Annotated in this window: 16 protein-coding genes; 3 read left to right on the top strand and 13 right to left on the bottom strand. The window is 43.0% G+C overall.

Annotation, left to right across the window (positions count from 1 at the left end; translation table 11 throughout):
- Positions 1-136: 136 nt before the first annotated feature.
- Positions 137-1,750: a sulfate adenylyltransferase subunit CysN gene (gene cysN / locus NI467_RS04285; protein ID WP_253151141.1), complete on the bottom strand. Its 1,614-nt coding sequence runs from the start codon at positions 1,748-1,750 to the stop codon at positions 137-139.
- A 122-nt stretch (positions 1,751-1,872) separates the two neighbouring features.
- Entirely contained in the window at positions 1,873-2,787 is a 915-nt protein-coding gene (gene cysD, locus NI467_RS04280; RefSeq protein ID WP_151202942.1) for a sulfate adenylyltransferase subunit CysD, read from the bottom strand.
- Between the two features lie 326 nt (positions 2,788-3,113).
- On the opposite strand from cysD, the gene NI467_RS04275 reads away from it, so the two are divergent.
- The 3 genes from NI467_RS04275 (at position 3,114) to pgaB (NI467_RS04265) (ending at position 6,206) form a co-directional block, all read left to right on the top strand.
- Positions 3,114-3,656: a hypothetical protein gene (locus NI467_RS04275; protein WP_253151139.1), complete on the top strand. Its 543-nt coding sequence runs from the start codon at positions 3,114-3,116 to the stop codon at positions 3,654-3,656.
- A gap of 338 nt (positions 3,657-3,994) precedes the next feature.
- Entirely contained in the window at positions 3,995-4,630 is a 636-nt protein-coding gene (locus tag NI467_RS04270) for a YqiJ family protein (RefSeq protein ID WP_253151130.1), read from the top strand.
- A 205-nt stretch (positions 4,631-4,835) separates the two neighbouring features.
- Positions 4,836-6,206, top strand: coding sequence for a poly-beta-1,6-N-acetyl-D-glucosamine N-deacetylase PgaB (gene pgaB / locus NI467_RS04265; RefSeq protein ID WP_253151129.1), 1,371 nt, complete (start codon positions 4,836-4,838; stop codon positions 6,204-6,206).
- Here pgaB (NI467_RS04265) and pgaD read toward each other — a convergent pair.
- From pgaD to sdhA, 11 genes are all read right to left on the bottom strand, one after another.
- Positions 6,103-6,663 (bottom strand): poly-beta-1,6-N-acetyl-D-glucosamine biosynthesis protein PgaD, encoded by a 561-nt coding sequence (gene pgaD, locus NI467_RS04260; RefSeq protein WP_253151120.1) that lies wholly within the window; start codon positions 6,661-6,663, stop codon positions 6,103-6,105. The genes pgaB (NI467_RS04265) and pgaD overlap by 104 nt on opposite strands.
- Positions 6,641-7,924: a poly-beta-1,6-N-acetyl-D-glucosamine synthase gene (gene pgaC, locus NI467_RS04255; protein ID WP_253151117.1), complete on the bottom strand. Its 1,284-nt coding sequence runs from the start codon at positions 7,922-7,924 to the stop codon at positions 6,641-6,643. Before pgaC ends, pgaD begins: the two co-directional genes overlap by 23 nt.
- A complete protein-coding gene (pgaB, locus tag NI467_RS04250; RefSeq protein WP_151206424.1) occupies positions 7,924-9,759 on the bottom strand; it encodes a poly-beta-1,6-N-acetyl-D-glucosamine N-deacetylase PgaB in 1,836 nt (611 codons plus the stop codon). Before pgaB (NI467_RS04250) ends, pgaC begins: the two co-directional genes overlap by 1 nt.
- Positions 9,759-12,212: a poly-beta-1,6 N-acetyl-D-glucosamine export porin PgaA gene (gene pgaA / locus NI467_RS04245; protein ID WP_151206425.1), complete on the bottom strand. Its 2,454-nt coding sequence runs from the start codon at positions 12,210-12,212 to the stop codon at positions 9,759-9,761. The genes pgaB (NI467_RS04250) and pgaA overlap by 1 nt, the downstream gene beginning before the upstream one ends.
- 205 nt (positions 12,213-12,417) lie before the next feature.
- Entirely contained in the window at positions 12,418-13,308 is an 891-nt protein-coding gene (sucD, locus tag NI467_RS04240; protein WP_151202958.1) for a succinate--CoA ligase subunit alpha, read from the bottom strand.
- A 12-nt stretch (positions 13,309-13,320) separates the two neighbouring features.
- On the bottom strand, positions 13,321-14,487 hold the full coding sequence (sucC, locus tag NI467_RS04235) for an ADP-forming succinate--CoA ligase subunit beta (protein ID WP_151206426.1): 1,167 nt from the start codon (positions 14,485-14,487) through the stop codon (positions 13,321-13,323).
- 177 nt (positions 14,488-14,664) lie between these two features.
- Positions 14,665-16,098: a dihydrolipoyl dehydrogenase gene (gene lpdA, locus NI467_RS04230; RefSeq protein ID WP_151206427.1), complete on the bottom strand. Its 1,434-nt coding sequence runs from the start codon at positions 16,096-16,098 to the stop codon at positions 14,665-14,667.
- A gap of 59 nt (positions 16,099-16,157) precedes the next feature.
- Complete coding sequence (odhB, locus tag NI467_RS04225; protein WP_151206428.1) at positions 16,158-17,372, bottom strand: 2-oxoglutarate dehydrogenase complex dihydrolipoyllysine-residue succinyltransferase; 1,215 nt, start codon at positions 17,370-17,372, stop codon at positions 16,158-16,160.
- 17 nt (positions 17,373-17,389) lie between these two features.
- Positions 17,390-20,212: a 2-oxoglutarate dehydrogenase E1 component gene (locus tag NI467_RS04220; RefSeq protein ID WP_151202964.1), complete on the bottom strand. Its 2,823-nt coding sequence runs from the start codon at positions 20,210-20,212 to the stop codon at positions 17,390-17,392.
- An 831-nt stretch (positions 20,213-21,043) separates the two neighbouring features.
- Positions 21,044-21,754 carry a succinate dehydrogenase iron-sulfur subunit gene (locus NI467_RS04215; protein WP_151202966.1) on the bottom strand — a complete coding sequence of 237 codons (711 nt, stop codon included), beginning with the start codon at positions 21,752-21,754 and terminating at the stop codon, positions 21,044-21,046.
- Positions 21,755-21,768: 14 nt separating this feature from the next.
- Positions 21,769-23,667 (bottom strand): succinate dehydrogenase flavoprotein subunit, encoded by a 1,899-nt coding sequence (sdhA, locus tag NI467_RS04210; protein ID WP_151202968.1) that lies wholly within the window; start codon positions 23,665-23,667, stop codon positions 21,769-21,771.
- Positions 23,668-23,672 lie beyond the last annotated feature (5 nt).

Here is a 23,672-nt window from a genome sequence, read left to right as displayed (position 1 = left end):
AGACAGATTCTATACAGAGTGAATACTTATGTGAATTATTGACTTTTAAGTATTTCTTTAATTCATTAAAGTCATCTTTGAAACCATAAAAAAACCCGCCATATATTAGCGGGTTGTTTCTCAAAACAGTCCTGTCTTATAGACGAACCAATTCCACAATTTTTTCAGCCAGTTCTTCAACCGCTTCTTGAACATAAGTCACATCAGCGCCTTCGCTCACTTCAGTGATAACCACCACACCCGTTTCACGAAGCAGCGCAACCTGCTCTGCGGTTAAACCTGATTTGGCAATAGCCACCACACCTTGTTGAATTAACAGGCTTTCCAGGGCTTGGGCACTTTCCAGAGCTTGGGCGGATACAGATACTATCGCAGGCTTCTGCCCTAGACGTGCAGCACGATCTTCAGCAGTAACAGGATTGGTATGAACTACCCATTCAACCGCTTCCTCAACCATGCCGGCACCGACAGTTACGTTGCTTAAACGGTCAATAAAGATAAACGAACCGGTATGACGACTGTCCTGATAACGGTCAAAGACCACAGGCGCATCAAACTCGATGACGACATCGGCAATCGTATTCAGATTAAGCTGCTCTACCTGAGTTTTTTCCAGCGTATTCACGTCCACACGGTAATTAATCTGTTCCACTTTGGCAGGAACGATTTGTGTACCCAGCTTTACATTATAAAGCTTGCCCTTTACCAAAGGCTGATCATTCATCCATACCACAGAAGCACGAACTGAACGTGATGCCAAAGGTGTATCCCCTGCTTTGACCAGCATGTTGCCACGAGAAATATCAATCTCGTCATTCAGCGTCAAAGTAATGGCCTGACCTGCAAAGGCACGTGGCAAGTTACCATCAAAAGTCACAATTTCTTTTACCGTCGACTTTTTACCCGACGGCAAGGCAACAATCTCATCCCCTACTGCGACTTCACCGAGCGCGATTGTACCGCAGAACCCGCGAAAATCCAGATTTGGACGATTGACATACTGTACAGGTAAACGGAATTCCTGTTTGTCTGCCTGATGAGAAACCTCCACCGACTCAAGCGTCCCCATTAAGGTCTGCCCGGTATACCACGGTGTGTGTTCAGACTTGTTCACCACGTTATCGCCATTCAAGGCCGAAATTGGGGTAAATACGATATTCGCCGGTTTGCGATCCCCTAACTGATTCACAAAGCTGGTGTATTCGGCCTGAATCTCGTTGAAACGTGCTTCAGAAAACTCCACCAGATCCATTTTGTTAATGGCAACAATAATGTTCTTAATACCAAGCAGGCTGGCAATAAAGGTATGACGGCGCGTCTGGGTCTGTACGCCATAACGGGCATCAATCAGGATAATCGCCAGATCCGCAGTCGACGCACCAGTCGCCATGTTACGGGTATATTGCTCATGTCCCGGCGTATCCGCGATGATGAACTTACGCTTTTCAGTCGAGAAATAACGGTAGGCCACATCAATGGTAATGCCCTGCTCACGCTCAGCTTGCAGGCCATCAACCAGCAAAGCCAGATCAGGTGCATCGCCAGTCGTACCAACTTTTTTTGAATCCCGGGTTACCGCTTGCAGATGGTCTTCATAGATCAGCTTTGAATCATATAACAGACGACCGATCAGGGTCGACTTGCCATCATCTACATTACCGCAAGTCAGGAAACGCAGCAGGTCTTTATTTTCATGTTGCTTTAAGTAAGCCAGAATATCCTGGCTGATCAGTTCTGATTGATGAGACATGGCTCAAACTCCACAAATGCTTTAGAAATCAGTTTTAATCTTTCACGCACCTCCATCTTTCTTTCATAAAAAGAATGGTTATTCCCCCTCTTGCACCAAAAGAGGGTTAGGTGGGAGATTAATTAGAAGTAGCCTTCCTGTTTTTTCTTTTCCATCGAGCCCGCTTCATCATGGTCAATCATACGTCCCTGACGTTCAGAGCTGGTTGCAAGCAACATCTCCTGGATAATCTCAGGCAAGCTATCGGCTTCTGACTCGACTGCCCCGGTTAATGGATAACAGCCCAGTGTACGGAAACGTACCGATTTCATTTCTGGAACTTCGCCTTGTTTCAGTGGCATGCGTTCATCATCTACCATGATCCAGGTGCCGCCACGTTCAACTACCGGGCGTTTCGCTGCATAGTACAATGGAACAATTGGAATCTGCTCCAGATAGATATATTGCCAGATGTCGAGCTCTGTCCAGTTCGACAATGGGAATACACGAATACTTTCGCCCTTGTTGACTTTACCGTTATACAGATTCCACAGTTCTGGACGCTGGTTTTTCGGGTCCCAACGGTGTTTGCTGTCACGGAATGAATATACCCGTTCTTTTGCACGTGATTTTTCTTCATCACGACGCGCGCCCCCAAAGGCTGCATCAAAGCCATACTGATCTAGTGCCTGTTTCAAACCCTGAGTTTTCATGATGTCAGTATATTTGGAACTGCCGTGATCGAATGGATTGATGCCTGCGTCGCGACCTTCTTTATTTTGATGAACGATCAAATCAAAACCATGGGTTTTTGCCATGTTGTCACGAAAGGTGATCATGTCTTTAAATTTCCAGCCCGTATCTACATGCAGTAGAGGAAATGGAAGTTTTGCAGGGTAAAACGCTTTTAGGGCTAAATGCAGCATAACAGCTGAATCTTTACCGATTGAGTAAAGCATAACCGGGTTTTCAAACTCGGCAGCAACTTCGCGAATGATGTGAATACTCTCAGCTTCAAGCTGTTTAAGATGAGTAAGTCTTTCCTCATTTAATGACATGGACAACCTGCGGATTACACGTGTACTTAATGACACTTTATAGAAATTTATAATTATTATAGAGAGTAACTTTTTATAACGATTGCTTGTTTTATGATATTCATATCTCAAAAGCTCATATAAAACTTCACTAATATCCACTATCAATTTTAGTGAATCCAAATTTCAAGCTAAACTAGCACCATTCCATCAGCCTCCTCCTTAGTATATTTTTTATAGTTTTTTTTAAAAAAATATAATAGAAAAATCAACTAAAGTGGGGTTCACAAGCGATAGAAAAAAAACTAGAGTTGCAGGAATTTACCCGCTGAATTTTATTATTTTATATGCCCTATAACGCTTTCGATCTTGCAACCTTAAAAGCCTCTCTGGAAAAAGCACGGCTTGCTGGCTATCTCTATCAGCATCAATCCTCTATTTTGGTATTACAGGAACCATTGACTGAAGATGGCAGCCCTTTAAATATTTATCTGCAGCATGAACTGACGGCAGACCAGATCGGTATCCAGTTTGGTTTGCGCCAACAGGACGGACATTGGGAGTATCTGCTCGGTATTACCTACAGTAACCAGAATGCTGCTTATGAAATTGGTGCCGGTAATCTGAAAGGTGATCAAAAGGCCTTTAACCTGCTCTATGCTTTTTATAATTACCCTAAAGCCTTTTATCTGGTGGCTTTACCACTCTCTGCAAATACCCAGACACTGGAACAGGCTTTGCAGCAACAGTTATTTAATCAGCCTGAACTTCAGTTTTTGGAAAGCGCAGTCAAAACCAACCCGATGGGTGAGCAGGTGAAATGGATGAAATCTTATCTTTTACAGCAGGCGCTGGACATGAAAGTTCGCATCCAAACAGCCCTACTTTAAGTGCTTCTACAAACGCTTCTCCCCTCCAGAGTAGGATCATCATACTCACTTTCCCTACTCTCTCTTTTATACACCCCCTCATGCTTGAATTTTCTTGTTTTTACTTTTATATGTCCATTCATCTAATAAATATTATAAAAATGAATTTATGATTAAAAACTTTGCGCTTGATCTTTTTCTATGCTTAACTCTCCTTAAGTGCATAACATTAAATACTAGACTTTTTCAATTTTCATTCTAGTATTTTATGTAATCCATTGGATACAATTTGAATGATAACTGTTATCTTTTATCCATTATATATTTGACCATAACCATAAATATTTGAGACAACAGCAATGTGGGAACTGTTCACTCATCCTTCAAATATCGTATTCAGTATCAGCTTAAGCCTGATGCTGATGTTTGCAGCTTTGGAGTGCGTGCTATTGATTCTAGGAGGTGGCTCGCAGAATATTCTGGAGCAGTTCTGGCCTCATGACGCCGTACAGGCCGATATTGCAGTTGAACAGAATCCGGGAATATTGTTTAAAGTATTGGACTGGCTTTATATTCGCCAGTTGCCTTTTTTTATCTGGCTGATTATTTTTCTGACCTGTTTTGGTTTGAGCGGCTTCTTGATTCAAGGCATTTTTGAATATTTTAGCAATCAGTTGTTCAACGTTTGGATTATCACCCCTGCCTGTCTGTTGCTGTGCATGCCTGTTGTACGCTGGTGGGCAATGCTGGCCACTAAAGTTATTCCTCAGGAGGAAACCACAGCCCTCTATAGTGACGAGCTGCTTGGATGCAAAGCCATTATTATTTTAGGTGAAGCCAAGCTAAATTCTCCTGCACAGGCCAAGGTGCGTGATCCATATGGTCATACGCATTATGTACTGGTTGAACCGGAACAGAATCATATTCTTCAGCAAGGTCAGATAGTTGTGCTAACCCAAAAAACTAAAAATGGCTTCCAGGCCATAGAGTATTAGGGTCTGTTGGCAATTCGTCTATGTTTGCAACTAGAAAGATATATTTCGCAAGATTTTTAGTTAAGACAAGGCGTGAGGCAGGAAATCCAGTCTTCTAAATGGATGATTCATTACCAGATGGCAGCAAAAATATGCTCGTTCCGAAAGGCAGTAGCTCGTTTCCTTCTGCACCCTCATTTGCGGTTTTTATTTAATCCCTTGCTTTATGCAAGCTATTTTTATTTTTCTCTGCATCTCTAACAGTAAAGAATACAGAACACTACATAAATTCTCCCGGAGCCAGGTTTTTTCTATTACAGTATTTATCCTGATTTTGTTTTTTATAGTAAGCCTCATGTCTTATTTTTTAGATAAAAAAAAATTGAATACCTTACTGATGTGTATAACAACTCTGCCTTTATTTGCATGCAACCCCTTATCTCACTCCAAGCCGCCGGTCTTCATTAAAAACCATCCAATTAATGCGCTTGTTGCGAAACACCAAGCAGAAAACCTTCCACCTTCTAAAATGATGAAAATTGATCAAATGCGTATTATGCATATTGATCTCGACTATGTTTTCGATACTGATAAAGAACAGCAACAACGCAATATTAAAGCTTTGATTGTACGTATCCAGCAAATTCAACCTAATACAATATTTTTACAAGCATTTGCCGATCCGGATGCCAATGGGTCGGCAGATCAGGTTTATTTTAAAAACAGGCATATTCCAACACGAAATAATTTATTCCCTACAGTTCTTAGCGAAATTAGACAGTACACTCAGATTAAACAGATCTATGCATGGCTTCCGCTGATTGCTTGGGAGTTTCCGGAAACTGAGTCTCTTCAGTATGTGACTCATAGCCAGGGAGCTGGCTCAGGCTATATTCGTATCAGCCCTTTTGACCCAAAAAATATGAACTTAGTAGCAGAGATTTTTATTGATTTTATTCAGAATAATCCAGTCGACGGCATTTTATATCATGACGATATTACCCTCAGTGATTATGAAGATAACTCTCAAATCGCTAAAAAAACCTATAGCTCTTGGGGATTTAAAGATTTATCTATTTTAGGTCAACCACAACATCCTGAACAGTTTAAATTTGCACAATACAAGACCGCTTATCTTGACCAGTTTGCAGCAGGCATTAGCCAGATTTTAAAAAAACAACAACCTCACCTGCTGACCGCACGCAATATGTATGCCCCCGTTGTACTCAATCCGAAAAGTGAACAATGGTTTAGTCAATCTCAAGCCAGTACACTGGTGCATTATGACTATAATGCAATTATGGCCATGCCCTATATGGAAGAAAGCACGAATCACCAGCAATTTTATTTAGACCTTATTGCTCAGGCAAAAAAATACGACCCAACTTTGGATCGTACGATTTTCGAGCTTCAAGCAGTCAACTGGAGAAATAATCAAAAAATCTCCACTCAAGAACTCGCTAAAACCATGGAGTTACTAAAACAACATGGTGTTAAACACTTTGGCTATTATCCTGACGATTTTGTGCAGCAACATCCACATGCGTCCACTTTGCAGTCGGTATTTCCAGCTGATCACTCAGATCATAAGCCCTAAGTTCACCTTCTTCACTGTAGTGTAAGGTAATATTTTTTGCTTGCTGTAAAAGCCTGATATCATAAGTATTTACACTAAAACTTTGAGCCAGATCCGAGGTTGTGACGTTCTTCGGAGATAATCGCTTTTCCTTATTATGAAAACGATACCAGTTATAACCTGCCCAAAGAAACAGACATGAAATGAACGTCGCGATAAGCCCCATCAACTGAAATAAATTTAAGGATTCTTTGGGCATTTCGGCCACAACCAGCTGGTCATAGACCAAACCGCCTTCCACCCACCAAAAGAACAAGGTCAGCAACGGCATAAACAACCACATCCATACCACCCAGCCGAATGCCAATAAGCTATAACCTACCGCCTTATTACGAACATATTCAGGTTGATCAATATAAGCAGGAATATCGAGTAATGCTTTGTCGGTAACGACTTTAAATACTTCCTTTTTTTGCATCTTCGGCCTCCCTTCTAAAGCCACGATCCGGACTCACCCATCGCGCACGTTTTTGAGTTTTTAATAATGTTTTAGGCACCGCAACCACTGTGGTCATCATAGTCAAAACCCAGAAAAATAAAGGATACCAGATGACCCAAAAATAGTTTCTTAAAATACGGCCACGGTCATAGCGGTTATCAATCATCAGACTGACAAAAAACTGAATAAGACAGGTGACCCCTAGAATTACTCCATACCATTGTGGAACCAGTGACTGGATGGCCCACTCACCCGGCAAAGGAAAAAACAGACCATACAGGTAGAGCAATATAATACCAAACATGACATAGGCCCAAACGATACTGATCATGGACTCGATCACAACCGGCCACATACGGCGCAAACGCCAGTTAAACATTTTTGGAGTATACGCCAATAGCACTTCAATCCCACCTTGAGCCCAGCGCAGGCGTTGTTTCCATAAGCCTTTAAAGGTTTCAGGCATATAAATATAGCCGAGTGCATTCGGCACATACTGCAGATCCCAATGATCAAACTGCAAACGCCAGGACACATCGATATCTTCCGTAATCATGTCATCACGCCAATATCCAATACGGTCTAAAGCCGTTTTACGAAATGCAACCAACACTCCGGATACAGTAAAAATACGACCATATGTACGTTGTGCACGCTTAATGAGACCAATAATAGATGAGAATTCACCCACCTGGATTTTACCCAAAATACTTGAACGATTAATAATTCTTGGATTTCCCGTCACCGCACCTACACGCGGATAATGGGTTAAATGATGCATCATCCATAGCACTGCATGTGGATGCAGCAACGCATCTCCATCGATACACACCAAATATTCATATTGACTCACCATGGCACCGGCCTTTAATGCATAAGCCTTGCCTTGATTCTCAGCCAGATGGACAACGCGTAACCGTGGATAGGTCTGCTGCAATTCATCTAGAATTTCAGCCGTTTTATCACTGCTCCCATCATTGATAGCAATCACTTCAAAGTTGGGATATTGGGTTTGCATTGCATATTTAATGGTTTCACGGACTTGTTCTTCTTCATTAAAACAAGGGATTAAAATACTACAGGCATGTTCACTCGGTTCAGGAATCTCCTGTTGTTTATATTCACGTTTTAGAAAAAACCATAGTCCGCCTGCAATCCATAGCCAAGCCATAAAAAGTGGATATAAAAATGCAAAACCAAAATAATAGTCATTAAAACTCAAATTCGATAACCATTGCATTACTTTTTCTCCAAAACTTTTTGAGTAAATGGATCACGGTAATTCAATGGGCTGTCATTTAAACTCAGCTCAGGATAAAGGTTTTGATGAATTACCCGGGTATGATTAAAACTGTAATTATTCACACCGACTTTTTGGATCGCTAAACTTCTAAGTTGCTGATAAGATTTTTTGAGTTGTTTCACTTGTTGTTTTGTCAGTTGATCGGGGATGTTAAAACTGGCAATTAAATGCTGCTGTTCTTTATCATTAAAAGTCTTAACCTGCTTTAAGAGCGCGTTAAACACTTCAGGTTGCTGAATAGGATCTAATTCAATATAAATAAAATCGGCATAATCCAAGCTGTAGTCAAGGAGAGCTTTTAAACCTTCAAGCTGCGTTTGATCTAACTTAAATTTCAAGGCAGTCTGATAGTTATTACTAATATTGGCATAGTATTTTGCTTGAGCTTTGGTGCGTTCTTTGATTTGAAACACCTGTTCCACCTGCGCCTCGCATTCTGCCTCCCAATTTTTCTGACGCAGCGCACAGGCCAGCATAGAACCGGTATCCAGCATTAAGCCTTCTATCGAGGTATTGTTCTTCACCAAGTCAGCCGTCATCGCAGCCAGGTCTAAGTTCTGTTCAGTTTCCAAGCTCACTGGAAATTCGGCATAGACACGATTCCCAATCCGTGTCCGCGACTGCCACACTACACGGTTAAGCATATCTTGCTGCATGTGTAATTGGCGGTTTGGAAAATAGGCAACATCGATTTTTCCATCACCATTGCGATCAGATACCGCTTTAAGAATAAGCGTATTGGTTTTTAGAGCATCAATGCTATCCAGTAACTGTCCGAGTTTCTGATTGAACTGTTCATTATTGCCAGAGTGCATTTCAGCCAAGTCAAAACGCAGAAAGCTCTTGCGCTGCTTATAGGGTGCACGCACATAATTCAAAAACTCCAACATTTCCTGATTAATCATTTCAGGCATCGGATTATCCATGATCAAAGCACGTTGGTAGGTTTTCACCGAGTCAGCGAGTGGCGCGACACTTCCCAAGCTAAATGACATTGGGAAACCAGCTTTAGCTGCCAGCTCTTCACTTTCTGCCGTCACGGCGCCATAAGGCCAAAAAATCGCGCGGGTATTTATACCTAATTCGCGATCTAACACCTGTTTTGATTTCTTTAAGTCTACAATAACACGACTGCGATATTCATTATCTGTTTCATAACGCTTTTGCTTTTCCAAATATTCACGCGTAATTGCCGCAGGTTGCATATTTTTCTGGGGATTGGCCAAAATACCGTGATGCATATTATCTGAGTGCGATACGAATTCAGCATAGCCCGATGCAACCATTTCGCGCATCTGTGACCAGGTCATTAAGTTGCCTGCCCCATAGGCTTCATAGGCATCCTTGGTATTTCCATTAATCCAGCTGGTCGGTATCGCAAATACCGCTGGCATTTTATATTGTTTTAAAAGTGGAAAAACACGGGTATAGCTACTTAATGCACCATCATCAAAAGTTAAAAGTAGCGCTTTATTGGGTAAGGTTTTTTTGCCTTGCCGCGCCAACCAAATATCTTCTAAACAAATCGGTTGCCAACCTTCACGTTTGATCCATTCAAAATATTGCGCTAAATTTTTCGTACTAATGGCATAAACATCACGGTCACCGCGCTTTGCTACATCATCCCGAACATCATGGAAAGTTAGGGTCACAAACTGATTATCTTGCAACTTGATTTGTTTTGGCTTTTGTAATTCTGCATGAGCATTTATTGGTACTACAACTGTACTGGTTAAACTCAAGGCTATCAAAATATTGGTTAATGTTTTCATTAGAAACGCCCCTCAAAGCCAATCACACCATAAGTTCTTTCCTCTGAGTCACCATCATATGGATGTACTCCCCAACCAATGCCGTAATGAAGCTTCCATGTTCTCGACAGTTGCCATTCATGTTGGTAATAGACGTTATAAATTGCGTCTGCCGAATAATCTTTCTGTTTATAGGTTCCTGCACTTGCTTCAAAGTGCTGACTAAAGTGACGATCATAATTCCGCCATGTCATCCAGTCATGGGCTAAACCCAGCTCTAAGCTGTAATTGGATTCAGGATTAAAATAGTCTGCGGCAATATCATCATTTTTCCCATAATAACCACGCAGACTTGCCTGGGTAATATGATGGGGTGCCTGATAAACTTGCTGCATAAAGTATGCAGCCGCTTCTTGCCGTGTGTTGCCATCATCAATATCCGTTAGCTGATAGGTTGCTCCAGCCTTGCGAGATTCGTTTTGTTGCCAGTTAAAACCAACGTTATAAGATTGACCATCAAAACCACGTCGGACGGCTTGCAAAGGAATATCTGCCTGACTGTTATACGCCATATGATAATTCCAGTGATCATTAAGCCACTGCGACCACTCAAGCTCAGCTCCGAACCGGTCGCCATCTGTGGTCTGTGATAGGGCAATGCTGGCGTGTTTTCGATTTGAAGCCCATTCCACCCCAAGTCCAATACGGCTATCATCCACTTCACCATCATCAAAATCAGACCAGCGATAGTCATGGGTGGCGTAGGTTCGATAGTTATCATACAACCACGGGCTGTTGAGACGTGTCTGATGGTCACGCTCACGAGCACCCTTTAACTGCACCAGTAAATCCCGGCTGTCCGATTTACTTTTTGAAAGGGTACTTTGGTGCTGAATAGTGGGACGGTTACGATCATTTAATTCCTTTTGACTTAGCTGTACGCCAGTATCCAAAGGTGAGCGTTGCATCAAATCTGCATTTTGCGCACGCCACCACTGAATATTGCCTAAGGCCTGGCTATTTTGCATATGGTTAATACGTGTGGCCTGATCAACCGGCTCTACTCCTCGCAATTGAGCTAAATTACTCTCGGACAGCTCCGGTTTTTCTCGCCAACGCTGAATTAACGCCAGGTTATTTCGATAGCTCACATTATTCGGCGCCTGCGCGACCAACTGTTCAAAATATCGTTCAGCCATGGCATGTTCATTACGATAAGCGTAGTTCAACCCTTTTAAGCCCAGGTACTCTAAACGATCATCATGTGTGGTTCGATTTACACCTTTTGCCGCACTATAATTAAAGGTTGGCAATAAATGATCCATTTGAACAATCAGCTGATCTGCTTGTTTAAATTTTTCTTGTTCAATAAGGGAGTAATACAAGCCCGCATACACATCATAATCAGGATAGTTTTTTTCTGATAACAGACTGCCATAGTAGACTTCAGCCTGTTTGGGCTGACGTAATTTCAAATAACTGTCTGCCGCAGCATGGCGCACATAGGCTGGCATATCCAAAATCGGCAGATTCACTTTTTGCAATTCAGCCAAAACTTGTTTTGATGCCTGTCGAGCATTTAAGGCATAGCTATAGTCATAATAAAACTTGCGCCTAATCGCCTGATCTTCCGGAAGCGCAGCTTCATAATGCTGCATGTCTGCAATGACGTGATCTAACTTGCTGTAAGCCAACATGCCCTGATCACGATAAGTCAGCATACGCTGCGACTGAATTGCATTTTGAATGCGCTGAGAAAACTCATGAAGCTTCAAACTATGCTGCAGGTTTGGACGTAATGCACTTAAGTGATGATTTTGAATATATTGTTCAGCTTCTGCATAATCGCTATTCGCCATCAAGGCCAAAATATATTGCTCTTGTATATCGCCATCGACCTGCTTGTTTAGCGCAGCCTTCGCCGTTGCAAGTGCCTCGATCGGCATGTCGAGCAGCCGGTATGCATATGACATTTGCGCTAAATAGTCAGGACTCAGTTGATCCTGTTTGACTTGCGCCAGCAGTTGCTTTGCCTGAACAGTTTGACCCGATTCTGCATTTAACACACCCTGCCATACTAACCATTGTTGCTGTTGGCTTCTTTGATAAAAGGTGTCTGCCCACTTTTCAGCCGACTGGAATTGTTTTAAATCGCGTTGCCCTTTAATAACACTCAGCCATGCATATTCAGGAAAACTTTGAACATGGATGTTCGATAAATGATGCAGATCAGCCAATGTTAATTTTTGATGTGCATGTGCACTTACTATATAGTCTGCGAGAAGGTTTTGATTTTTTGGCTGTTCAACCAATAAAGCACTTAATTGACTTAGTCCCTTTTCAACCTGACCTCCCCGAATCAAAATGACACTTGCTTCCCTCAGTTGATCAATACTATCTGCTGCCTTTACACATGTAATCGAAGAAGTACTTGCTATAATACAAGTCACCCAGATTGACTTTTTATAATTCATATCCTTTCACACTATTTTAGTAAGTATCAATACACAACAAAATTATGTTAACTATGTCACACTATATTTCATAAAGTAAACAAAATATACAATATTTACAGTGATTATGGTTCGGATTTAAGATTTTTTTCACCTAGAACCACAATACTTCTATATGAAGATAAAAAAATCCCCAGTTAGGGGATTTTTTTAAAGAAGTTTTAACTTAAGCTAAACCTTTCTCTTTCAATACTTCCAACATAGTAGAACCGAGCTCAGCCGGACTACGTGTATACGCCATTCCTGCACGTTCAAAAGCTGCAAATTTTTCTTCTGCAGTGCCCTTTCCGCCTGAAATGATCGCACCGGCATGCCCCATACGCTTGCCTTTTGGTGCTGTTACACCCGCGATATAACCGACTACCGGCTTAGTGACATTCGACTGGATATATTCTGCTGCTTCTTCCTCAGCAGTCCCGCCAATTTCACCAATCATAATAATGGCTTCAGTTTCAGGATCTTCCTGGAACAGTTTTAAGCAATCAATCTGGTTCATGCCCGGAATTGGATCACCTCCAATACCGATACAGGTTGACTGCCCCAAGCCTAGCTTCGTGGTTTGCGCAACGGCCTCATAGGTCAAGGTACCTGAACGCGAGATAATTCCGATTTTACCTTTCTGGTGAATATGGCCTGGCATAATTCCGATCTTGCATTCTTCAGGTGTAATAATCCCTGGACAGTTTGGACCAATCAGGCGTGTACCATTGCCATTGGTTTCAAGATAACGCTTAGCCTTTAACATATCGAGTGTTGGTACGCCTTCAGTGATCACCACAATCAAACCAATACCAGAATCCACCGCCTCTACAATTGAATCCAGTACGAAAGGCGCAGGAACATAAATGACAGAAGCATCCGCATTGGTTTCACGAACCGCCTCACGCATGGTATTAAATACTGGTAGATCCAGATGGGTCTGACCACCCTTGCCTGGGGTTACCCCGCCCACCACTTGGGTACCATAAGCAATCGCTTGTTCTGAATGGAATGTGCCGTTTTTGCCAGTGAAGCCCTGTACCAATACTTTCGTGTCTTTATTAACTAATACGCTCATGTTAGATACCCCTTAAGCTTTCACAGCAGCAACGATTTTTTCTGCAGCATCAGCAAGGCCTGTTGCAGAAATTAATTTCAAACCAGATTTATCCAGTAATTGTGCTCCTAATTCTGCATTGTTCCCTTGCAGGCGAACAACCACAGGCACTGTCACACTCACTTCCTGAACTGCTGCAATAATTGCTTCAGCAATCATGTCACAACGTACAATTCCACCAAAAATATTGATCAATACTCCTTGTACAGAGCTATCTGCCAAAATAATCTTAAAGGCTTCAATCACGCGATCTTTGGTTGCGCCGCCACCGACATCAAGGAAATTAGCCGGCTGTCCACCATAGAGCTTGATAATATCCATGGTTGCCATCGCAAGACCGGCCCCATTGACCATACAACCAATATTGCCCTCTAGTGCCACATAGTTCAAATCAAATTCAGAAGCTTTTAATTCACGCTCATTTTCCTGTGAGGTATCACGTAGTGCTGCAATCTCAGGCAGACGGTATAAAGCATTTGAATCAATACCAATCTTAGCATCCACACAAAGAATATCGCCATTTTCACGCACAGATAGCGGGTTAATTTCAAACAGGGCAAAATCATTTTCTATGAATGCGTCATAAGCTGCACTCATAATTTTGACAAACTGATTGATTTGCCCATCTTTAAGTTTTAGTGCAAAAGCGGCTTGACGTGCCTGAAATGGCAATAGACCAACCAGCGGATCTACCTCAACTTTAATAATTTTTTCCGGGGTTTCTTCTGCGACTTTTTCAATATCAACACCACCTTCGGTGGATACCATAAAAGTGACTCGGCGGCTTGAACGGTCCACCACAGCCCCTAAGTACAACTCACGCTCAACGGGATATACATCTTCTGATACCAGAATACTGTTTACCGGCTGTCCATTAGCATCCGTCTGATAAGTCACCAGACTTGAGCCAATAATCTGATTAGCATATTCGGCTGCTTCTTCTGCCGACTTTACCACTTTAACACCACCTGCCTTACCACGACCACCCGCATGAACCTGGGCCTTGAGGACTGCAAACTTTCCACCTAATTGCTCAAATGCCTGTACGGTTTCATCAGCATTAGTGGCAAGTATGCCTTCCTGTACTGGCATACCATATTTTTTTAATAACGCTTTGGCTTGATATTCATGTAAATTCATTGATTAACCTTTTACTACTTATTTGACTTGTTATACATCGACCCATATTTCTTGATTCACAATCAAGATTGGTGTTTTAGAACTCAATGTTGTTTCTTATCTTTATTCTTAGATGATTATTCATATAAAAACAACCACCAAATGCAAAAAGAGCGGCTTAAGCCGCTCTTTTTGGTATTACTTACGTTTACGCTGAATCGCGTGAATCGCTCGTCCATCCACTGCTAAAGCTGCTTCATGTACAACTTCAGAGAAGGTTGGGTGACCAAAAGTCATCAATTGCAGATCTTCAACACTCGATACAAACTCAAGTGCGATCATACCTTGGTGAACAATATCAGACGCAGCCGGCCCAATCACATGCATACCCAGTAAACGGTCGGTTTTGGCATCCGCAACAAATTTGACGAAACCAGCATTTTCACCTGCCGCCATGGCACGACCATTCGCAGCGAAGCCAAATTGGCCTGTCTTCACTTCGTGGCCTTGTTCTTTCGCTTGCTCTTCGGTTAAACCTACCCACGCCGCTTCAGGGTGTGTATAGATAACTGAAATGATAGTGTCGTAGTTGACTTGTGCAGCATGACCGTGGATACGTTCAACTGCCATAACACCTTCTTCCATGGCTTTATGTGCAAGCATTGGACCACGTACCAAGTCACCAATTGCGTATACGCCTTCAATAGAAGTTGCACACCAATCGTTTACTTCAACCAAACCACGTTCAGTCAGTTTGATCCCACAGTCATCAGCCAACAGGCCTTCAGCATAAGCACGACGCCCTACACACACGATCAACTTATCGAAAGTTTGAGTTTTTTCTTCGCCACCTTGTGTGTATTTAACTGTAACTTCACGGCCATTCACTTCGGTGCCAGACACTTTCGCGCCAACACGGATATCCAGACCCTGTTTAGTTAACAGTTTTTGATAGTCTTTTGCCAAGGCTTTATCCGCCATTGGTAAAAAGGCATCCATTGCTTCAAATACAACAACTTCAGCACCCAGACGACGCCAGACAGAGCCAAGCTCCAGACCGATAACACCTGCACCAATCACGCCCAAACGCTGAGGTACTTCCTGGAACTCAAGTGCACCAGTCGAGTCAACAATAAGGTCTTGATCAACAGGCGCTACCGGAATATTGACCGGCACAGAACCGGTTGCCAAAATGACATACTTCGGTTCTAAAATTTGAGTTTCACCTTCGTGCGACACAAATTCAACTTTTTTGCCTGCCAGCAATTTACCCGTACCTTTTAACCATTCGATACCGTTGCCTTTCAAAAGACCGTCGATACCCATGGTTAATTGGTTAACAATTTTGTCTTTACGAGCAAGAAGTTTTGCAAGGTCAAATTTCACTTCACCAGTCGTAATACCGTGATCATCTAAGTGATGCACTGTATCTTCATAACGGTGAGAAGAATCAAGTAACGCTTTAGATGGGATACAACCCACGTTTAAGCAGGTACCACCTAGAGATGGCTTGCCTTTATGAATACGTTTTTCGATACAGGCAACTTTATAGCCAAGTTGCGCTGCACGGATTGCAGCTTCATAACCACCAGGGCCGCCGCCAATAACAACAAGATCAAATTGTTGAGACATTTTTATCTCCAAAAATGGGCTTAGAGGATCGCCCTAAGCCCATGCTTTATTTTTTAGAATTAAAGGTCAAGGATCAGTTTAGCTGGCTCTTCTAACAATTCTTTGATTGTTACCAAGAAGCCTACTGCTTCCTTACCATCAATCAGACGGTGGTCATAAGAAAGTGCCAAGTACATCATTGGTAGAATTTCAACCTGACCATTCACCGCCATTGGTCGCTCCTGGATTTTGTGCATACCCAGAATTGCTGTTTGTGGTGTGTTCAAAATTGGCGTAGAAAGTAATGAACCAAAAGTACCACCATTAGTAATGGTGAATGTACCGCCAGTCATATCTTCGATACCCAGCTTACCGTCACGTGCCTTAGCAGCATATGCACGGATACCACTTTCAACTTCAGCATAGTTCATGCGATCGGTATCACGAAGTACAGGAACCACTAGACCACGGTCAGAAGATACTGCTACACCGATGTCGTAGTAACCATGGTAAACGATGTCTTCACCATCAATAGACGCGTTTACTGCCGGGTAACGTTTAAGTGCTTCAGTTGCTGCCTTAACAAAGAATGACATGAAGCCCAGACGCGCACCGTGGCGTTTTTCGAATGCATCTTTATATTGAGCACGCATGTCCATTATTGGTTTCATGTTTACTTCGTTGAACGTCGTCAACATTGCTGTTTCTTGAGTTGCAGCAAGTAGACGTTCAGCAACACGCTTACGTAGACGCGTCATTGGAACACGTTTTTCAATACGTTCACCAACAGCTACACTTAATGGTGCAGCAGCAGGAGCAGCTGGCTTCGCCTGGTGATTTGCCACGTCTTCTTTAGTGATACGACCACCACGGCCTGTACCTTCTACATCGCTTGCAGCAATACCAGTTTCAGTCAAGGCTTTACGTACTGCAGGCGCTTGGTCTTGTACTTGCTGACGCTCAACAATTGGTGAATTACCTGCTTCAGTATTCGCCGCAGCTTGTTCAACTTTCTCTTCAGACTGAACTGCCTGAGTTTGAGCAGCGCCAGAAACAGCGCCTTCTTCAAACTGTGCAATCACTTCAGCTGAAAGTACTGTATCACCTTCGTTTTTCACGATTGATGCAATAGTACCGTCTGCAGGAGCAACAACTTCTAAAACAACTTTATCTGTTTCAATATCGCAAATCACTTCATCACGTGATACTGCTTCACCTGGTTGTTTGTGCCAAGTTGCGATCGTACCGTCCGCAACTGACTCTGGGAATACCGGTGCTTTAATTTCGGTTGCCATTCTTTAGAATCTCCTGATTATTCAGCATCGATCGCAAGCGCGTCGTTGATGAGCTGAGCTTGTTGTTTTGCATGCAAATATGGTGAACCACATGCCGGTGCAGCAGAAGCTTCACGGCCTGCGTAGCTAATACGTACTTGTTTACCTGATTTCATTACATCATCGTATAAACGAGGTGCGATGAACAGCCAAGCGCCCTGGTTTTTCGGCTCTTCTTGCGCCCAAACAATTTCTTTGATGTTCGGATAAGCAGCAAGGACTTCCGCCAGACGTGCTTCAGGATATGGATACAATTGTTCAATACGTACAATCGCAGTATTGTTCAATTCTTTTTCACGACGTTTTTCCAGTAAGTCGTAGTAAACCTTACCACCACATAACACGAGACGAGTTACATCTGCCTTGTTGATGTTGTCGATTTCGTCAATCACTGTCTGGAATGTGCCAGTTGCCAGCTCATCCAGGGTAGAAACCGCCAGCTTATGACGCAGCAATGACTTCGGTGACATGATGATCATTGGTTTACGGATCGGGCGGATCGCCTGACGACGTAAAGCATGGAAAATCTGTGCAGGGGTAGTCGGTGTCATCACTTGCATGTTTTCTTCAGCACATAACTGCAAGAAACGTTCCAGACGTGCAGAGGAATGCTCAGGACCCTGACCTTCATAACCGTGTGGAAGTAGCATAGTTAAGCCACACACACGCTCCCACTTGGTTTCACCAGACGAGATAAACTGGTCAATCACCACTTGTGCACAGTTTGCAAAGTCACCGAACTGCGCTTCCCAGATAATCAAGCTCTTTGGAAGAGTTGTTGCATAGCCGTATTCAAATGCCAGTACTGCCATTTCAGACAATAATGAGTCATAAATTGCAACACGCGGCTGGTTCTCTTTGATATGGCACAATGGAATATAAGTTGAACCATCCACCTGATTATGCAGTTTTGCATGACGATGTGAGAAAGTACCACGACCTACATCTTCACCAGTTAAGCGCACCAGATAACCATCATCCAGAAGAGAGGCATAAGCTAAAGTTTCAGCAGCACCCCAGTTCAACGGTATTTCACCAGTCTGCATTTTCAGACGGTCATCAATGACTTTAGACACTTGGCGTTGCATGACAAAACCTTCTGGAAGCTCACGCATTTTTTTGCCAAGTTCTTTTAGGCGCTCAAGTGAACAGGTCGTGTCCCACTCGTCTGTGTAGTCATGACCCAGATAAGGTGTCCAGTCCACAAACATTTTTTTGTTCGGCTCAAGAACCAAAGCGTTAGCAACATGATTGCCCGCTTCCAAATCAGCGCGATAGCTTTCAATTAACTGGTCTGCTTCTGCACGGTCAAGCACGCCTTGTTGTACCAGCTGATCTGCATAAAGCGTACGAGTTGTCGGCTTCTTGTTGATCACTTGATACATCATTGGCTGGGTTGCAGCCGGCTCATCCGCTTCGTTATGACCACGACGACGGTAACAGAACATGTCAATCACGACATCTTTACGGAAAGTATGACGGAAATCATGTGCCAGTTGAGAAACGAAAATCACCGCTTCAGGATCATCACCATTGACATGGAAGATCGGTGCCTGAATCATTTTTGCAATGTCAGTACAGTATTCTGTAGAGCGCGCATCACGTGGGTCAGAGGTTGTAAAACCAACCTGGTTATTGATGACGATATGAACCGTACCACCTACTGTATAGCCACGCGTTTGTGACATCTGGAAGGTTTCCTGGTTAACGCCCTGACCTGCAAATGCCGCATCACCGTGAACGATAAGCGGTAATACATCATCACCACCAATGTCTTTACGACGGACTTGGCGTGCACGCACCGAACCTTCAACCACTGGTCCAACAATCTCAAGATGCGACGGGTTAAATGCCAGTGCCAAGTGAACTTCGCCACCCGGAGTCATGACGTTAGAAGAGAAACCTTGGTGATATTTAACGTCACCAGAACCTTTCTTGTGGATTGATTTACCTTCAAACTCACCAAACAGGTCAGCCGGGTTTTTACCCATGATATTGACAAGAAGGTTCAGACGGCCACGGTGTGGCATACCAATAACCACTTCTTTACAGCCTACTGAGCCGGCACGCTGAATAATCTCATTCACCATTGGAATGAAAGATTCACCACCTTCAACACCGAAACGTTTCGCACCAACAAATTTATTACCCAGATATTTTTCCAGGCCTTCAGCAGCAGTCAAGCGCTCCAGAACATGCTTTTTCTGTTCTGCATTTAAACCATACTGACCGCGCGCACTTTCCAGACGCTGCTGGATCCAGCGTTTTTCTTTAGTGTCCACGATGTGCATGTATTCAGCACCGATTGAAGAGCAATAAATTGCTTCCATCGCCTGAACCATTTCACCCAGAGTCGCTTCTTCTTTACCGATAGCGAGATTGCCGGTATTGAACACAGTGTCCAGATCAGACTGGGTTAAACCATGCGCAGCAAGATCCAGATCTGGAACAATTTCACGCTTTGCCAAACCTAATGGATCGAGTTTTGCTTTCTGATGACCACGATTACGGTAAGCAGCAATCAGCTGTAATACGCCAATTTGACGACGTTCATGCTCTGAGCTTACTGCTGATTGGATAACAGGCTGAATACGGCTTGAATTGCGACCTAAAAGTAGGAATTGCTCACGTACATTACTGTGTGGTTGATCACCTTTTGGGAATTTATCGAAGTACGCTCTCCAGTCAGCACCTACTGAGTCTGGAGCAGTGAGGTACTGCTCATAAAGTTCTTCAATATACGCTGCACTATCAGCGGAAAGTTCAGTGTCAAGACGCAGAGCGTCAGCAACTTCTTGCATTTGTGGACCCATTTCCTATTGCAAAAACATTTTCAGGATGCTTTTTAAGCAAAACCCAGGATTTTTAATGTCAAATTTGTAATATGACATTAGTCCCCCATAAGGCATAAGCCATGAGGCGTTATCACCACACCAAGTAAACCTTGATATGTTTAATGAATAATAACGCCCCTCAGCGGCATCATCACTCATTGAATACCCGATCGTGACCGAGCAATTTTTTTGCAAATCGACTTAGGAAAAACAAGGTTTTAACGCATATTTTTGCTAAAGCGACTTTTATATAACCTTATATAACACTCTCTTTCAGTTGCAGTGTTTAAAAAATGTACCCAAGTGGCACACTTTTTCGATTTAAACTTAGGCTAAATGCTAACATGTTATCAGTTTTCAATTGATTTTTTTGACACATACCTCCTATAAATTGGCTAAATACAGTGTAGAAGTTTTACTCTACTATATGGTGCTGTATTTAAAAATCAGATTCAACGTAGACTTAAGTCCAAGACTTTCCTAACGAATCAAGATAAATAAAAAGAGAGCAAATCTTTCAATCCACTCCCTTTACACCAGCAGTTATATAATAACATCCTTCTGTTTATTTTTCAGGTCACTTTTACATCTAAAAACCATAAATGAATAAAATAATCAGATGCATGTTCATAGTTGAGGTCAGCACCTGATATTTTGCGCCTTTTTTCTCTAACCCACATGATGTATTTTAAGCATTACATCCCTGTTTTTCTATTTATCATTTTTACATCTAGCTCAAATATATAAAAAAAGCACACCAGTAGGTGTGCTTTTTTTGGGAACTGATTGCTTAGCCTATTAGCCTGCCATATCTAAAAGCATATTACGGATGTGACCGATTGCTTTAGTTGGGTTCAGACCTTTCGGACATACCGATACACAGTTCATGATACCTTTACAACGGAACAATGAGAATGGGTCGTCAAGACGAGCCAAACGCTCCTGAGTACCTGTATCACGCGAATCAATAATGAAACGGTATGCATTCAACAATGCTGAAGGACCCAGGAACTTGTCCGGGTTCCACCAGAATGATGGGCATGAAGTTGAACAACATGCACAAAGAATACATTCATACAGACCATCTAGATGCTCACGCTCTTCCGGAGACTGCAAACGCTCTTTTGGTGGCGCAGGCTGGTTGTTGATCAAGAACGGGTGAATCTTGTTGTACTGATCGTAGAACTGATTCATGTCTACCACCAGGTCTTTTACGACAGGAAGACCTGGAAGTGGACGAATAGTAATTTCATTTGGCAGATCATTGAGGTTCCAAAGACACGCCAAACCGTTTTTACCATTAATATTCACACCATCAGAACCACAGATCCCTTCACGGCATGAGCGACGGAATGTCAAAGATTCGTCCTGAACTTTCAATGCAAGAAGCGCATCAAGCAACATACGGTGCTTATCAGTCAATTCAAGCTTAAAAGTTTGCATGTACGGTGCTTTATCCTTATCAGGATCGTAGCGGTAGATATGAAATGTACGAGTACCTCTACTCATCTTAAATCTCCTGATTAGAATGTACGTGGTTTCGGTGGAATAGCCTCTACCGAAAGTGGCTTATAACGTACTGGCTTATACTCAAGACGGTTATCCGCAGAGAACCACAAAGTGTGTTTCATCCACTCATCGTCACGACGGCCATATGGATACTCTGGGTGATCCGGCGACTCTTCAAAGTCCACTACGGTGTGGGCACCACGACATTCTTTACGTGCAGCAGCTGAAATTAATGTCGCTTTTGCAACTTCATACAAGTTTTCAACTTCTAGCGCTTCAATACGTGCAGTGTTGAAAACTTTAGATTTGTCTTTCAAGTGAATGTTGCGAACACGTGGCTCGATCGCAAGAATCTGTTTCACACCTTCTTCAAGAAGCGCAGTGGTACGGAACACACCCGCGTGGTCTTGAACGATGTCACGAATTGCATCGGCAACTTCTTGAGCATTTTCACCACTGGTTGATTCATCCAGTTTACGAATACGCGCAACTGTTTCTTCAAGCACATTTGGTGGAAGTGGCTGATATTCATCACCGTGATGTTTAGTCACATAATCAATGATATGTTCGCCCGCAGCTTTACCAAATACAACCAAGTCAAGCAGTGAGTTAGTACCTAGGCGGTTGGCACCATGTACAGACACACATGAACACTCACCGATGGCATAGAAACCTTTTACCGGTTTAACAAAGTTACGCTCACCCGCATTGGTCGAGTAAACATCTGTGTCTTTGTTGTAGTTCGCTTGCAGCTCTTGAGTCTCACGGCTTTCAGGAATAACTACCTGACCATGAATATTCGTTGGAATACCACCCATTTGGTAATGGATTGTTGGCACTACAGGAATTGGCTCTTTAGTGATGTCAACGTTCGCGAATTTCTTACCAATCTCGAATACAGATGGCAGACGCTTCATGATCGTATCAGCACCCAAGTGAGTCATATCAAGAAGGATATAATCCCCTTTAGGACCACAACCACGGCCTTCCTTGATTTCCTGGTCCATAGAGCGTGATACGAAGTCACGCGGCGCCAAGTCCTTCAAAGTTGGAGCATAACGTTCCATGAATGGTTCGCCGTCTTTGTTACGAAGGATTGCACCTTCACCACGACAACCTTCTGTTAACAATACGCCCGCACCCGCAACACCTGTTGGGTGGAACTGCCAGAATTCCATATCTTGTAATGGAATACCTGCACGCGCCGCCATACCAAGACCGTCACCAGTGTTGATATACGCGTTAGTAGATGCACGGTAAACACGACCCGCACCGCCAGTTGCAAACAAGGTTGCTTTGGCTTGGAATACTGCAATTTTACCAGTTTCCTGGTCAATTGCTGTTACACCCAGCACATCACCTTCTTCATTACGGATCAGGTCAAGCGCGATCCACTCTACGAAGAATTGAGTGCCCATTTTCACGTTGCTTTGATAAAGCGTGTGAAGAAGCGCGTGACCCGTACGGTCAGCTGCAGCACATGCACGTGGAACTGCTTTTTCACCGTAGTTGGCAGAGTGACCACCGAATGGACGTTGGTAAATTGTACCGTCCGCGTTACGGTCAAATGGCATACCTAAATGTTCTAATTCGTATACCACTTGAGGTGCTTCACGCGTCATGAACTCGATCGCGTCCTGGTCACCCAACCAGTCAGAACCTTTCACCGTGTCATAGAAGTGATAGTGCCAGTTATCTTCTTGCATATTACCAAGAGATGCACCAATACCACCCTGTGCTGCCACAGTATGTGAACGTGTCGGGAATACTTTAGTCAGTACTGCTACTTTCAGACCCGCTTGAGCAAGCTGGTAAGAAGCACGCATACCAGAACCACCACCACCAACGATAACTGCATCGAAAGTTTCATGTGGAATATTTGTGTAATCGTCTTTAGGGGTTATAGCGCCCATGATTG

The organism is Acinetobacter sp. S4397-1 (assembly GCF_024129285.1).
Classification (GTDB): domain Bacteria; phylum Pseudomonadota; class Gammaproteobacteria; order Pseudomonadales; family Moraxellaceae; genus Acinetobacter; species Acinetobacter lwoffii_C.
The sequence above is the reverse complement of the archived record's forward strand: the minus strand, read 5'-3'. Positions and strand labels throughout refer to the sequence as shown.

Excerpts from the sequence above, each read along its gene's own strand:
- cysD (WP_151202942.1), bottom strand. The coding sequence starts at position 2,787 with ATGTCATTAAATGAGGAAAGACTTACTCATCTTAAACAGCTTGAAGCT.
- NI467_RS04275 (WP_253151139.1), top strand. The coding sequence starts at position 3,114 with ATGCCCTATAACGCTTTCGATCTTGCAACCTTAAAAGCCTCTCTGGAA.
- sucC (WP_151206426.1), bottom strand. The coding sequence starts at position 14,487 with ATGAATTTACATGAATATCAAGCCAAAGCGTTATTAAAAAAATATGGT.
- cysN (WP_253151141.1), bottom strand. The coding sequence starts at position 1,750 with ATGTCTCATCAATCAGAACTGATCAGCCAGGATATTCTGGCTTACTTA.
- sdhA (WP_151202968.1), bottom strand. The coding sequence starts at position 23,667 with ATGGGCGCTATAACCCCTAAAGACGATTACACAAATATTCCACATGAA.
- pgaB (WP_253151129.1), top strand. The coding sequence starts at position 4,836 with ATGCAAGCTATTTTTATTTTTCTCTGCATCTCTAACAGTAAAGAATAC.
- NI467_RS04270 (WP_253151130.1), top strand. The coding sequence starts at position 3,995 with ATGTGGGAACTGTTCACTCATCCTTCAAATATCGTATTCAGTATCAGC.
- NI467_RS04220 (WP_151202964.1), bottom strand. The coding sequence starts at position 20,212 with ATGCAAGAAGTTGCTGACGCTCTGCGTCTTGACACTGAACTTTCCGCT.
- odhB (WP_151206428.1), bottom strand. The coding sequence starts at position 17,372 with ATGGCAACCGAAATTAAAGCACCGGTATTCCCAGAGTCAGTTGCGGAC.
- NI467_RS04215 (WP_151202966.1), bottom strand. The coding sequence starts at position 21,754 with ATGAGTAGAGGTACTCGTACATTTCATATCTACCGCTACGATCCTGAT.
- lpdA (WP_151206427.1), bottom strand. The coding sequence starts at position 16,098 with ATGTCTCAACAATTTGATCTTGTTGTTATTGGCGGCGGCCCTGGTGGT.
- pgaC (WP_253151117.1), bottom strand. The coding sequence starts at position 7,924 with ATGCAATGGTTATCGAATTTGAGTTTTAATGACTATTATTTTGGTTTT.
- pgaA (WP_151206425.1), bottom strand. The coding sequence starts at position 12,212 with ATGAATTATAAAAAGTCAATCTGGGTGACTTGTATTATAGCAAGTACT.
- pgaB (WP_151206424.1), bottom strand. The coding sequence starts at position 9,759 with ATGAAAACATTAACCAATATTTTGATAGCCTTGAGTTTAACCAGTACA.
- sucD (WP_151202958.1), bottom strand. The coding sequence starts at position 13,308 with ATGAGCGTATTAGTTAATAAAGACACGAAAGTATTGGTACAGGGCTTC.
- pgaD (WP_253151120.1), bottom strand. The coding sequence starts at position 6,663 with ATGCAAAAAAAGGAAGTATTTAAAGTCGTTACCGACAAAGCATTACTC.